General features: G+C 70.2%; 11 protein-coding genes. 6 read left to right on the top strand and 5 right to left on the bottom strand.

Features of this window, described 5'->3' with window-relative positions:
• Positions 1–51 precede the first annotated feature (51 nt).
• From tesB to QMK24_RS00390, 3 genes are all read right to left on the bottom strand, one after another.
• Complete coding sequence (tesB, locus tag QMK24_RS00400) at positions 52–927, bottom strand: acyl-CoA thioesterase II (RefSeq protein ID WP_283462974.1); 876 nt, start codon at positions 925–927, stop codon at positions 52–54.
• A gap of 38 nt (positions 928–965) precedes the next feature.
• Complete coding sequence (locus tag QMK24_RS00395) at positions 966–2,123, bottom strand: acyl-CoA dehydrogenase family protein (RefSeq protein WP_283462973.1); 1,158 nt, start codon at positions 2,121–2,123, stop codon at positions 966–968.
• A 63-nt stretch (positions 2,124–2,186) separates the two neighbouring features.
• A complete protein-coding gene (locus QMK24_RS00390) occupies positions 2,187–2,798 on the bottom strand; it encodes an SACE_7040 family transcriptional regulator (protein WP_283462972.1) in 612 nt (203 codons plus the stop codon).
• Between the two features lie 84 nt (positions 2,799–2,882).
• On the opposite strand from QMK24_RS00390, the gene QMK24_RS00385 reads away from it, so the two are divergent.
• From QMK24_RS00385 to QMK24_RS00370, 4 genes are read left to right on the top strand one after another with little or no spacing between them, the layout of a single operon-like run.
• Positions 2,883–4,496: a carboxyl transferase domain-containing protein gene (locus QMK24_RS00385; protein WP_283462971.1), complete on the top strand. Its 1,614-nt coding sequence runs from the start codon at positions 2,883–2,885 to the stop codon at positions 4,494–4,496.
• A gap of 14 nt (positions 4,497–4,510) precedes the next feature.
• Positions 4,511–6,472 (top strand): acetyl/propionyl/methylcrotonyl-CoA carboxylase subunit alpha, encoded by a 1,962-nt coding sequence (locus tag QMK24_RS00380; RefSeq protein ID WP_283463124.1) that lies wholly within the window; start codon positions 4,511–4,513, stop codon positions 6,470–6,472.
• Positions 6,469–7,407, top strand: a complete 939-nt coding sequence (locus QMK24_RS00375) for a hydroxymethylglutaryl-CoA lyase (RefSeq protein WP_283462970.1) — start codon at positions 6,469–6,471, stop codon at positions 7,405–7,407. Before QMK24_RS00380 ends, QMK24_RS00375 begins: the two co-directional genes overlap by 4 nt.
• An 8-nt stretch (positions 7,408–7,415) precedes the next feature.
• A complete protein-coding gene (locus QMK24_RS00370; protein ID WP_283463123.1) occupies positions 7,416–8,576 on the top strand; it encodes an acyl-CoA dehydrogenase family protein in 1,161 nt (386 codons plus the stop codon).
• A gap of 116 nt (positions 8,577–8,692) precedes the next feature.
• Here QMK24_RS00370 and QMK24_RS00365 read toward each other — a convergent pair whose 3' ends face one another.
• Positions 8,693–10,438: a beta-N-acetylhexosaminidase gene (locus QMK24_RS00365; protein WP_283462969.1), complete on the bottom strand. Its 1,746-nt coding sequence runs from the start codon at positions 10,436–10,438 to the stop codon at positions 8,693–8,695.
• 176 nt (positions 10,439–10,614) lie between these two features.
• Between QMK24_RS00365 and QMK24_RS00360 the strand changes: the two genes are divergently transcribed.
• Positions 10,615–10,890: a hypothetical protein gene (locus tag QMK24_RS00360; RefSeq protein ID WP_283462968.1), complete on the top strand. Its 276-nt coding sequence runs from the start codon at positions 10,615–10,617 to the stop codon at positions 10,888–10,890.
• Positions 10,891–10,983: 93 nt separating this feature from the next.
• A complete protein-coding gene (gene glmS, locus QMK24_RS00355; RefSeq protein WP_283462967.1) occupies positions 10,984–12,798 on the top strand; it encodes a glutamine--fructose-6-phosphate transaminase (isomerizing) in 1,815 nt (604 codons plus the stop codon).
• Between the two features lie 264 nt (positions 12,799–13,062).
• Here the strand turns inward: glmS and QMK24_RS00350 are convergent, their stop codons facing one another.
• Positions 13,063–13,584 (bottom strand): universal stress protein, encoded by a 522-nt coding sequence (locus QMK24_RS00350; protein ID WP_138355048.1) that lies wholly within the window; start codon positions 13,582–13,584, stop codon positions 13,063–13,065.
• Positions 13,585–13,723: the final 139 nt, after the last annotated feature.

Here is a 13,723-nt window from a genome sequence, read left to right as displayed (position 1 = left end):
GTCGGGCGCCGCTGATCCGGGCTCAGCCGTCCCCAACCGGTCGGCTGGGCCCTAGCGCGGGACGCGGACCACGCCCTCCTGGATCACGGACACCACGAGCCGCCCGTCCTGGGTGTAGATACGGGCGGTGCCCAGCCCCCGCCCGCCGGACGCCGACGGGCTCTGCTGGTCGTACAGCAGCCACTCGTCGGCGCGGAACGGCCGGTGGAACCACATGGCGTGGTCCAGGCTGGCGCCGACCACGTCACCGACCGCCCAGCCACCGCGCCCGTGGGCGAGGAGCACCGAGTCGAGCAGCGTCATGTCGGAGACGTAGGTGGCCAGGCAGACATGCAGCAGCGGGTCGTCCGCGAGCTTGCCGCGGGTGCGGAACCACACCTGGGAGCGCGGCTCGCGCGGTCCCTGTCCGGCGACCAGGAAGGGCGGGTCCTCGGCGTAGCGCAGGTCGACGGCGGCCCGCGCTTCCAGGAGGCGGTCGACGACCTTGGGGTCGGGGAACTTGTCGGCGTGCGCGGGCAGCAGTTCCTCGGCCGTGGGGAGCGTCTCGGGGTCCGGTGCCGGAGGCATCGGCTCCTGGTGCTCGAGCCCTTCCTCGTACTCCTGGAAGGACGCCGACAGGTGGAAGATCGGCTGTCCGTGCTGCACGGCCACCACCCTTCGGGTGGTGAAGGAGCGGCCGTCGCGGATCCGGTCCACCTGGTAGACGATCGGCGCGCCGGGGTCGCCCGGCCGCAGGAAGTACGCGTGCAGCGAGTGCGCGGCACGGTCCTCCGGCACGGTGCGGCCGGCCGCGACCAGCGCCTGGGCGGCGACCTGGCCGCCGAACACGCGGGGCACAACCGCCGATCTGCTGATGCCGCGGAAGATGTCCCGGTCGATCCGCTCCAGATCGAGCAGACCGAGCAGGGACGTCAGCGCCTCGTTCACAGAACTGCTCTCAGCGAACCTTGCTCACCGGGCCTTGCTCACAGGCCCATGGACTTGGCGATGATGGAGCGCATGACCTCGCTGGTGCCGCCGTAGATGCGGTTGACGCGGTTGTCCGCGTACAGGCGCGCGATGGGGTATTCCAGCATGTAGCCGTAGCCGCCGTGCAGCTGCAGGCACTTGTCGATGACGCGGGCCGCGACCTCGGTGGTGAAGAGCTTGGCGGAGGCGGCGTCGGCGGCCGTCAGCTCACCGGCGTCGTGCGCGTCCAGGGCGCGGTCGATGACGGCCTCGGCCGCGTCGACCTCGGCCTTGCAGTCGGCGAGCACGAACTTGGTGTTCTGGAACGAGGCGACGGACTGGCCGAAGACGGTGCGGTCCTGGACGTACGCCTTGGCGAAGCCGATGGCGGCGGACGCCTGCGCGTACGCGCCCACGGCGATGGCGAGACGTTCCTGCGGCAGGTTCTGGCCGAGGTACGTGAAGCCCTTGCCCTCCTCGCCGAGAAGGTCCTCGACCGGCACCTTCACGTCGGTGAAGGACAGCTCGGCGGTGTCCGAGGTCTTCAGGCCGAGCTTCTCCAGCTTGCGGCCGACGGCGTAGCCCTCGGCCGCGGTGTCGACGACCAGGAGCGAGATGCCCGCGCGGCGGTCCTCGGGGGTGGCCGGGGCGGTCCGCGCGCAGACGATGACGCGGTCGGCGTGCACGCCGCCGGTGATGAAGGTCTTGGCGCCGTTGAGGACGTAGTGGGAACCGTCCTCGGAGAGCTTGGCGGTGGTCTTCATGCCGGCCAGGTCGGAGCCGGTGCCCGGCTCGGTCATGGCGATGGCGGTCATCATGTCGCCGGAGACGAAGTCCGGGAGCCAGCGCTTCTTCTGCGCGTCGTCGGCGTAGGCCAGCAGGTACGGGAGGCAGAGGCCGGTGTGGACGCCGCTGCCGCCGAAACTGACGCCCGCGCGGGCGCACTCCTCGGTGATGACGGCCTGGAACTTGAAGCTGGTCTCGCCGGCGCCGCCGAACTCCTCGGGCACTTCGATACCAAAGACGCCCAGCTCACCGAGTTTGCGGTAGAAGTCGCGGGGCGCCTGGCCCGCCGCCAGCCACTCGTCGTAGACGGGGACGACCTCGGCCGTGATGAAGTCCCGGATCGTCTCGCGGAACGCTTCGTGGTCCTCGTTGAACACCGTCCGACGCACTTCGCGCCTCCTTTGGCCTGAGACATGGATCCGGGACCTGGAGTCCGGAAAATAAGCAAGCGCTCAGTAAGTTACTCGCCGGTCGCCCGTGCTGTCCAGAGCCGCCAGTGCGCCGAGTGCCAGCCGGTGCAGCAGCGCCGCGGTCTCCTGCCGGTCCGGGAGCCCGTTGTGCGCGCCCAGGTGCGGGGTGGAGTTGAGCAGCCCGAAGACAGCGTGCACCGCGGCCCTCACCTGCGGCTCGGGCACGGCCGGACGCACCTGTCGGACGACCTCCACCCACTGCTCGACGTACTGCCGCTGGAGCTGACGCACCAGCTTGCGGTCGGAATCACGCAGCCGGTCGAGCTCACGGTCGTGCAGCGTGATGAGCGGGCGGTCGTCGAGCGCGAAATCGATATGCCCGCGGACCAGCGCGTCCAGCGCGCCGGCCGGGTCCGCGGCCTCGGCGACGCGCGCCTTCCCGGCCGCGAGCAGCCGGCCGCTGATGCCGACGAGCAGCTCGGCGAGCATCGCGTCCTTGCCCGCGAAATGCCGGTACAGGCCAGGGCCGCTGATGCCGACGGCGGCACCTATCTCATCCACGCCGACGCCGTGGAAACCACGCTCGGCGAAGAGCCGGGCGGCCTCCCGGAGGATCTGGTCGCGGCGGTTCTCGGTCGCCTTCGTGGGGTGCATACAACGAGTCTAGACAATCTCGTTAGCGAGCGTTAACGTGAGTGACACCACGTTAACGCTCGCTAACTTCCGGGGGCCCGACACATGGCAGCACCCGTCCTCTCCAGCGCCGCCGATCCGGCGTCGGAGACCTTCCGCGCCAATGCGGCGGCGCACGCCGAACTGAGTGCGCGGCTGCGCGACAAGCTCGCCGCCGCCCGGCTCGGCGGCGGCGAGAAGGCCCGCGCCCGGCACACCGCGCGCGGCAAGCTCCTGCCCCGTGACCGGGTGGACGGGCTGCTCGATCCCGGCTCGCCCTTCCTGGAACTCGCCCCGCTGGCCGCCGACGGGATGTACGAGGACCAGGCCCCGGCCGCCGGCGTCGTCGCCGGCATCGGCAGGGTCTCCGGGCGCGAGGTCGTGGTGGTCGCCAACGACGCCACGGTCAAGGGCGGTACGTACTACCCCATGACGGTGAAGAAGCACCTGCGGGCCCAGGAGATCGCGCTCGACAACCGGCTGCCGTGCGTCTATCTGGTGGACTCCGGCGGCGCCTTCCTGCCCCGGCAGGACGAGGTGTTCCCGGACCGCGACCACTTCGGCCGGATCTTCTACAACCAGGCGACGATGTCGGCCCGCGGCATCCCGCAGATCGCCGCCGTCATGGGCTCGTGCACGGCCGGCGGCGCGTACGTCCCGGCCATGAGCGACGAAGCGGTGATCGTCCGCAACCAGGGCACGATCTTCCTGGGCGGCCCGCCCCTGGTGAAGGCCGCCACCGGCGAGGTCGTCACCGCGGAGGAGCTGGGCGGCGGCGAGGTGCACTCCAAGATCTCCGGCGTCACCGACCACCTGGCCGAGGACGACGCCCACGCACTGCGCATCGTGCGGAACATCGTGTCCACCCTCGGTCCCCGCGTGCCGCGTCCCTGGGCCGTCACCCCGGTCGAGGAGCCCGTCGTCGACCCGGCCGGACTCACCGGCGCGGTGCCCGTCGACTCCCGCACCCCGTACGACGTGCGAGAGGTTATCGCCAGGGTCGTCGACGGCAGCCGCTTCGCCGAGTTCAAGGCGGAGTACGGCGCGACGCTCGTCACCGGCTTCGCCCATGTGCACGGCCACCCGGTCGGCATCATCGCCAACAACGGCATCCTCTTCTCCGAATCCGCCATGAAGGGCGCACACTTCATCGAGCTGTGCGACCAGCGCGGCATCCCGCTGCTCTTCCTGCAGAACATCTCCGGGTTCATGGTGGGCCGCCAGTACGAGGCGGGCGGCATCGCCAAGCACGGCGCGAAGATGGTCACCGCGGTCGCCTGTGCGCGGGTACCCAAGCTGACCGTGGTCATCGGCGGTTCCTACGGCGCGGGCAACTACTCGATGTGCGGGCGGGCCTACTCACCGCGCTTCCTGTGGATGTGGCCCAACGCCAAGATCTCCGTGATGGGCGGCGAACAGGCCGCGTCCGTCCTCGCCACCGTCAAGCGCGACCAGATCGAGGCGGCGGGCGCCGAGTGGACTCCCGACGAGGAGACCGCGTTCAAGGACCCGATCCGGGAGCAGTACGACACCCAGGGCAACGCCTATTACGCGACCGCCCGGCTCTGGGACGACGGCGTGATCGACCCGCTGGAGACCCGCACCGTCCTGGGCCTCGCGCTCACCGCCTGCGCCAACGCGCCGCTGGGTGAGCCCGGCTACGGCGTCTTCCGGATGTGAGGACAGAAATGACCATGTTCGACACCGTCCTCATCGCCAACCGCGGCGAGATCGCCGTCCGGGTGATCCGTACTCTGCGCCGCCTCGGTGTGCGCTCGGCCGCCGTGTTCAGTGACGCCGACGCCGATGCCCGGCATGTCCGCGAGGCCGACACCGCGGTCCGTATCGAGAGCTATCTGTCGATCGACGAGCAGTTGCGCGCCGCCGCCCGTACCGGAGCGCGGGGCATCCACCCCGGCTATGGCTTCCTCGCCGAGAACGCCGCCTTCGCCCAGGCGTGCTCGGACGCGGGGCTGGTCTTCATCGGTCCGCCGGCCACCGCGATCCAGCTGATGGGCGACAAGATCCGCGCCAAGGCGACGGTCCTCGAGGCCGGGGTCCCGGTCGTACCCGGATCCTCTGGAAGCGGCCTCACCGACACCCAGCTCATCGGTGAGGCACGGCGGATCGGCATGCCGGTCCTCTTCAAGCCGTCAGCCGGAGGCGGCGGCAAGGGCATGCGCCTGGTGCGCGACGAAGCGCTGCTCGGCGAGGAGATCGCCGCCGCCCGGCGCGAGGCGCGCGGTTCCTTCGGCGACGACACCCTCCTCGTCGAGCGCTGGATCGACCGGCCGCGCCATATCGAGATCCAGGTGCTGGCCGACGCCCACGGCAATGTCGTCCACCTGGGCGAGCGGGAGTGCTCGCTGCAGCGCCGGCACCAGAAGGTGATCGAGGAGGCCCCCAGCGTCCTGCTCGACGAGGCCACCCGTGCGGCGATGGGTGAGGCCGCCGTCCAGGCCGCCCGGTCCTGCGGCTATGTCGGCGCGGGCACCGTCGAGTTCATCGTCCCGGGCGCGGACCCTTCCGCGTACTGCTTCATGGAGATGAACACCCGCCTCCAGGTGGAGCACCCCGTCACCGAGCTGGTGACCGGGCTGGACCTCGTCGAATGGCAGCTGCGCGTCGCCTCGGGCGAGCGGCTGCCCTTCGGACAGGAGGGCGTCACCCTCACCGGTCACGCGGTCGAGGCCCGGATCTGCGCCGAGGACCCGGCCCGCGGCTTCCTGCCCTCCGGCGGGACCGTGCTGGCGCTCCATGAGCCGCAGGGTGACGGCGTCCGGACCGACTCCGGCCTCGCCGAGGGCACCGAGATCGGCAGCCTCTACGACCCGATGCTGTCCAAGGTCATCGCCTACGGCCCCGACCGCGCCACCGCGCTGCGCAAGCTGCGCGCGGCACTGGCCGGCACCGTCACCCTTGGTGTCGCCACCAACGCCGGTTTCCTGCGGCGGCTGCTGGCCCACCCGGAGGTCGTCTCCGGAGTCCTCGACACCGGTCTGGTCGAGCGCGAGGTCGGTTCCCTGACATCGCCGGACGTCCCGCCCGAGGTCTACGCCGCCGCCGCGCTGCTGCGCCAGGCCGCTCTGGCCCCCCCGGCGACCAGCACCGCCTGGACCGATCCGTTCTCGGCGGCCGACGGCTGGCGGCTGGGCGGCGCGGCGGCCTGGACCGTGCATCATCTGCGGGTGCCGGGCCACGATCCGCTGTCCGTCCAGGTTCGCGCGGGCGAAGTCCGCGTGGGCGAGGCCGCGGCGGTCCCGGCGCGACTCGTCACCGACGGCAGACGCGGCGTCCTGCACTGGGACGGCGCCACCCACTCCTTCCACCACGCCGGCGCCTGGCTCGGCCGTGACGGCGACAGCTGGCAGGTCGCCGACCACGATCCCGTCGAGGCTGCTCTGAGCGGCCGTGCGGGCGCGGGCGGGGCGGACGCGCTCACCGCGCCGATGCCCGGCACTGTGACCGTCGTCAAGGTCGCGACCGGGGACGAGGTGACCGCGGGCCAGAGCCTGCTGGTCGTCGAGGCGATGAAGATGGAACACGTCATCACCGCTCCCCATGACGGCACGGTCACCGAGATCGACGTCACTCCCGGCAGCACCGTCGCCATGGACCAGGTGCTCGCCGTCATCACCCCCCGGGAGGAGTCATGACCGACGCTCTGCCCATGCGCGTACCGGCGCCGGGGCTGCCGGCGCGCGTCACGATCCACGAGGTCGGCGCGCGCGACGGGCTGCAGAATGAAAAGACGACCGTCCCGACCGCGGTGAAGGCCGAATTCATCCACCGGCTGGCCGCCGCCGGTCTCGGAACGATCGAGGCGACCAGCTTCGTCCACCCCAAGTGGGTGCCCCAACTGGCCGACGCCGGGGAGCTGATGCCGCTGCTGGCGGATGTGGACGCGCATCTGCCGGTGCTGGTCCCCAATGAACGGGGCCTGGAGCACGCCCTGGCGCTCGGTGTCCGGGAGATCTCGGTGTTCGGCAGCGCGACCGAGGCGTTCGCCAAGGCCAACCTCAACCGGACCGTCGATGAGTCCCTCGCCATGTTCGAGCCGGTCGTCGCCAAGGCCCGTGCGGCCGGCGCCACCGTGCGCGGCTATCTCTCCATGTGCTTCGGCGACCCGTGGGAGGGCTCGGTCCCGGTGCCTCAAGTGGCCGCCGTCGCCCGCCGGCTGTACGACCTGGGATGCGACCAACTGAGCCTGGGCGACACGATCGGGGTGGCCACTCCCGGCCATGTCACCGCGCTGCTCGCCGCCCTGGAGGACCAGGGGCTCCCGGTCGACCGGCTCGCCGTGCACTTCCACGACACCTACGGCCAGGCCCTGTCCAACACCCTGGCCGCGCTCCAGCGGGGCGTGACGACCGTCGACGCCTCCGCGGGCGGCCTCGGCGGCTGCCCGTACGCGAAGAGCGCCACCGGAAACCTCGCCACCGAAGACCTCGTCTGGATGCTGAACGGCCTCGGCATCGACACCGGGGTCGATCTCCACCGCCTCACCGCCACAAGCGTGTGGATGGCGGAGCAGCTCGGGAGGCCAAGCCCCTCCCGCACCGTCCGAGCCCTCTCCCACCAGGAGTCGTAGTCATGTCGATCGACCACCGCCTCGCCCCCGAACACGAGGAACTGCGCCGCACCGTCGAGGCGTTCGCGCACGATGTGATCGCGCCGAAGATCGGGGAGTTCTACGAGAACCACGAGTTCCCGTACGAGATCATCCGCGAGATGGGCCGGATGGGCCTGTTCGGTCTGCCCTTCCCCGAGGAGTACGGCGGCATGGGCGGCGACTACCTCGCCCTCGGGATCGTCCTCGAAGAGCTGGCGCGCGTGGACTCCTCGGTGGCCATCACGCTCGAAGCGGGCGTCTCGCTCGGCGCGATGCCCATCTTCCGCTTCGGCACCGAGGAGCAGAAGCGCGAATGGCTGCCGCGCATGTGCTCCGGGGAGATCCTGGGCGCGTTCGGGCTGACCGAGCCCGAATGCGGTTCCGACGCCGGCGGCACCCGCACCACCGCCCGGCTGGACGCGGCGACGAACGAATGGGTGATCAACGGCACCAAGTGCTTCATCACCAACTCCGGTACGGACATCACCGGCCTGGTCACGGTCACCGCCGTCACCGGCCGCAAGGACGACGGACGGCCGCTGATCTCATCGATCATCGTGCCCTCGGGCACACCGGGCTTCGGCGTCGCCGCCCCGTACTCCAAGGTCGGCTGGAACGCCTCGGACACCCGTGAGCTGTCCTTCTCCGACTGCCGGGTCCCGGCCGCGAATCTGCTCGGCGAGGAGGGCCGCGGCTACGCGCAGTTCCTGCGGATCCTCGACGAGGGACGGATCGCCATCTCGGCGCTCGCCACCGGACTCGCCCAGGGCTGCGTCGACGAGTCCCTCTCGTACGCCAAGACCCGGGAGGCGTTCGGCCGGCCGATCGGCTCGAACCAGGCGATCCAGTTCAAGCTGGCCGACATGGAGATGCGCGCCCACACCGCCCGTCTCGCCTGGCGCGACGCGGCCTCCCGCCTCCTGCGGGGTGAGCCGTTCAAGAAGGAGGCGGCGCTCGCCAAGCTGTACTCCTCGGAGATCGCGGTCACCAACGCCCGGGAGGCCACGCAGATCCACGGCGGATACGGCTTCATGAACGAGTACCCGGTGGCCCGGATGTGGCGGGACTCCAAGATCCTGGAGATCGGCGAGGGCACCAGCGAGGTCCAGCGGATGCTGATCGCCCGCGAGCTGGGGCTCACGGGCTGAACGTCAGTGGCTGAACGTCCACCGCCGACAGCCTGCGCGGGCCGGTCGTCGGCGGTGGAGCGCCAGCGGTGGACCCGGCGGCCGGTCGTCAGTCGTTGGGCAGCAGCGGACGGTCGTCATTGGCTGGGCCAGGGGACCTGGGGTGAGCGGTAGTAGGTGATGCCCAGGGCAGTCCAGCGCGGGCCCTGGGCGGCGAGCCGCACCTTGTAGGCATTCCACTGGTGGGTGGCCGGCGGGGACCAGCCGAGTTCGGCGATTCCCGGCAGCCTCGGGAAGGTCATGTACTCGGCATCGGCGCTGGTCACGATGGTCTCGTTCCAAAGCGGCGCCTCCACCCCGAGGACGGCGGAGGCGGGTGCGCCCTTGATCAACGTGGCCGGGTCCCAGTTGTAGGAGTCCTTCACCTCGACGAGTCCGGCCCAGTCCTTGCCCAGCGGCGTCGAGGCGTTGTACTTCATGTCCAGGTAGGAACGATTGGCGGGCGAGAGGATCAGCCGGGTGCCGGCCTTGGCCGCCTCCGCGACCTCCTTCTCGCTGCCGTCCTTGCCCCAGTACTGGGCGATGGCGCCCTTGACGGGGTGCGCGCCTGCCAGCTGGTGCCAGCCGATCACGGTCTTGCCGTACTTGGTGACGATCGGCTGGACCTTCTCCATGAAGGTCACGTAGTCGGCATGGCTGGTGGACAGCGCCTCGTCGCCGCCGATGTGCAGATACGGGCCCGGGGTGAGAGCGGCCAGTTCCCGCAGCACCTGGTCCGCGAACCGGTAGGTGATGTCCTTGGGCACGCACAGCGAACTGAAGCCGACATTGGTGCCGGTGTAGAGCGGTGACGCGACGCCGGTGCAGTTCAGCTCCGCGTAGGAGGCGAGCACTGCGTTGGTGTGGCCGGGCATGTCGATCTCGGGCACCACCGTCAGGAAGCGGCTCGCGGCGTAGCGCACGATCTCGCGGTAGTCGTCCTGGGAGTACACGCCCCCGGGCCCGCCGCCGACCTGGGTGCTGCCGCCGTAGGTGGCCAGCCGCGGCCAGGAGGCGATCGCGATCCGCCACCCCTGGTCGTCCGACAGATGCAGATGCAGCTGGTTGATCTTGTAGAGCGCGAGCTGGTCGATGTACCGCTCGACCTGCGCGACGGAGAAGAAGTGCCGCGACACGTCCAGCATGCCGCCGCGGTAGGCGTAGCGCGGCGCGTCGGTGATGGTGCCGCCGGGCACCGTCCAGGGACCGCGCTGCGCGGAGTGCTTCTCGATCGCCGCGGGGAGCAGCTGGCGCAGCGTCTGCACACCGTGGAAGAGCCCGGCGGCCTCGACGGCGCTGAGGGTCACCGACCGCCCGGAAACGTCGAGCCGGTACCCCTCCGCGCCGAGCGCCGTGCTCTTGCCACCGCCCACGGACCCGGACCCGACCCCGGACCCGGACCCGGACCCAGAACGGGACCCAGAACCGGACCCGGTCGCGTCTCCTCCCCACGCTTCCCACGCTCCCCCGTTCCCCCCGTTCCCCCCGTTCCCCCCGTTCCCCCCGGTTCCCAGCCGCAGCACGATGCCGTCATGGCCACCGTCCGCGACGACGGGCACCCGGTATCCGGTGGACGGCCGCAGTGCGCCCGCAAGGTAGTCGCCGATAGCCCGCGCCGCTTCGGAGTTGCGGGGCACGTGGATCCGGGTGCCCGCGCGGATGGAGTAGGAGGCGCCGCCGGACCGTACCGAGGCCGGGGCGGGGACGACCCGCTCGAGGACGGACGGGGAGCCGTCGGACGAGGCGGCCGGAGCGGTAGGGGCCGTGGCTCCGGCGGCGCCGGTGACCAGGAGCAAAGCGCACAGGAGCTGAGGCAGATGGTTCCGGACGCTGGGTCGTCTCACGGGGGTTCCCTTCAGCGGGCTGCGGAGAGAGCCACTGGCACTTGGGTACCCCGCGCCACCGTAGTGGTCAAGGAGTAGACCACTTTCCGCCCGTTTTCCACCCACCTAGCCGCGCATCCTGCCCGAGATCGGGCAGAATTCTTGCAAACAAGCGATGAGCACATCAGTATCGACGGGTGCCGGAACGCCAAACGTCCCATGAGGACCTCGTCGACCACCTGGTCCGCACCACACCGTTGCACCGCGGTGAGGCGACCCGGGTGGTGCAGGACGTGCTGGCGTACTTCGACGAGACGACAGAGCTGTTCGTCCGCCGCAGACACCACGAGCTCCAGGCCAAGGGCCTGGTCAACGCTGTGATCTTCGAGCGGATCACCGAGGAGCTGCCGTACCGCACGGTGGCTCCGCCCCAGCTCTCACTGCGGCAGCTGCGCCGCATCGTCTACGGCTGAAACCACCGAACACCTGAAACCGGTGCCCCGCGTGCGGGCCGGGCACCCACTGACACACAACGGAACTGACACCCAACGGAGAGGGACGACCATATGTGCGGGATCGTCGGATACATCGGTAAGCGCGACGTGGCTCCGCTGCTGCTGGAAGGTCTGCAGCGGCTGGAGTACCGGGGCTACGACTCGGCGGGCGTCGTCATCACCGGGAAGTCCGGCGTTCTGAAGACGGTCAAGGCCAAGGGCCGGGTGCGTGAGCTCGAGGCCCGCATCCCCAAGCGCTTCACCGGCACCACCGGTATCGCCCACACCCGCTGGGCCACCCACGGGGCTCCGAACGACGAAAACGCGCACCCCCACCTTGACGCGGAGGGCAAAGTCGCCCTCGTCCACAACGGCATCATCGACAATGCCGACGAATTGCGCGCCAAGCTGATCGTCGACGGCGTGGTCTTCGCCTCCGAGACCGACTCCGAGGTCGTCGTGCACCTCATCGGCCGCTCGCAGGCCGACACCCTGGAGGCCAAGGTCCAGGAGGCGCTGCGCCGCGTCGAGGGCACCTACGGCATCGCCGTCATGCACCAGGACTTCCCCGACCGCATCGTCGTCGCCCGCAACGGCTCACCGGTCGTGCTGGGCATCGGCGACAAGGAGATGTTCGTCGCCTCGGACGTCGCCGCGCTGGTCAGCCACACCCGCCAGATCGTCACTCTCGACGACGGTGAGATGGCCACGCTCAAGGCCGACGACTTCCGCACCTACACCACCGAGGGGTCCAGCACCTCGGCCACGCCGACCACCGTGGAGTGGGAGGCCGAGTCGTACGACATGGGCGGCCACGACACGTACATGCACAAGGAGATCTCCGAGCAGCCCGACGCGGTGGACCGCGTGCTCCGCGGCCGCATCGACGACCGCTTCTCCACGGTCCACCTGGGCGGCCTGAACCTCGACCCGCGTGAGGCACGCGGCGTGCGCCGCATCAAGATCCTCGGCTGCGGCACCTCGTACCACGCGGGCATGATCGGCGCCCAGATGATCGAAGAGCTCGCCCGTATCCCCGCCGACGCCGAGCCCGCCTCCGAGTTCCGCTACCGCAACCCGGTCGTGGACCCCGACACTCTCTACATCGCGGTCTCCCAGTCCGGCGAGACGTACGACGTGCTCGCCGCCGTCCAGGAGCTCAAGCGCAAGGGCGCGCGGGTGCTGGGCGTGGTCAACGTCGTCGGATCGGCGATCGCCCGCGAGACCGACGGCGGCGTCTATGTGCACGCGGGCCCCGAGGTCTGCGTCGTCTCCACCAAGTGCTTCACCAACACGGTCGTCGCCTTCGGACTGCTCGCACTGCACCTGGGCCGCATCCGCGACCTGTCCGTCGCGGACGGCAAGCGGATCATCGCGGGCCTGCGCAAGCTGCCCGCCCAGATCAGCGAGATCCTGGAGAACGAGGCGGAGATCGAGAAGCTGGCCGCGGAGTACGCGGGCGCCAAGTCGATGATGTTCATCGGCCGGGTGCGCGGCTATCCGGTGGCCCGTGAGGCCTCGCTGAAGCTCAAGGAGATCAGCTACATCCACGCGGAGGCCTACCCGGCCTCCGAGCTGAAGCACGGTCCGCTCGCGCTCATCGAGCCGGCGCTGCCGACCGTGGCGATCGTGCCCAACGACGATCTGCTGGACAAGAACCGGGCGGCCCTGGAGGAGATCAAGGCCCGCAGCGGCCGGATCCTCGCCGTCGCCCACCAGGAGCAGGAAAAGGCGGACCACACCATCGTGGTGCCGAAGAACGAGGTCGAGCTCGACCCGATCCTCATGGGCATCCCACTGCAGCTCTTCGCCTACCACACGGCGAAGGCCATGGGCCGGGACATCGACAAGCCGCGCAACCTGGCGAAGTCGGTCACTGTCGAGTAGGTCGAGTAGACCGCGGGCTGGTTCTGGGTTTCGGTGCCCGGGTCCTCCGGGGCGGCGGTTCGAAATCGACTATTTACGGGCCTTTTGGCCCACAAATAGCTCGGCAGCATTTCGAGCCCCCACCCCTGCGGCCCCGGGCACCCTGCGTCCCACCCGGTTTGCGGGCCGTCGGGTGAGCTGCAGTGAGGAGGGCAGGCGCGGGTTGGGGCAGGCGCGGGTTGGGGTGGGCGTCATCCGGCGGGTCGGAATATTGCTCGGGCGGCTCTACGGGATGACGATGACGGGCCGCTGCGCCCGCCGTGCGAGCCGCCCCGCGACCGAGCCGAAGATCCGGCCGATAATGCCCTGGGTGCCGCCCACGACGATGGCGTCGGCCTCGTACTCCCGGCCGACCTCCTCCAGTTCGTGGCAGATGTCGCCGCCCCGTTCGACCAGGATCCACGGCACCTCGGCGAGGTGATCGGCACAGGCGAGTTCCAGCCCGAGCACCTCGGTCCTGTGGTCCGGGACATCCACGAACACCGGCGGTTCACAGCCGGCCCACACCGTGGCCGGCAGCCGGTTGGCGACATGGACGATGATCAGCGCGGAGCCCAGTCGCCGGGCCATGCCGATCGAATACGCGAGCGCCCGCTCACTGGACACCGAGCCGTCGAAGCCCACCACGACGCCGTGCCGGAAAGCTGGGTCACAGGACGAGCGCAGCTCGGGGGCCGCCTCGGGGAGCGCCGCCGATTCGGCGAGCGGCTTGCCTTCAGCGGGCTCAGGGAGCTCATAACCGGCCATGATGCGGTTTCTCGACAAGGGCGGCGGAAGTGCGCCGGCCGACGGACAACGACGGTGCTGCGGTCTTCGCAGCGGACTGCACTGCGTCTTCGGTTATACCCGGGCGGCGGCCTCGAGCCTGACCGGTTTCGGCCAGTTC

The sequence above is a fragment of the Streptomyces sp. PH10-H1 genome (assembly GCF_030063355.1).
Classification (GTDB): domain Bacteria; phylum Actinomycetota; class Actinomycetes; order Streptomycetales; family Streptomycetaceae; genus Actinacidiphila.
This window is presented reverse-complemented; position numbering and strand designations above follow the sequence as displayed.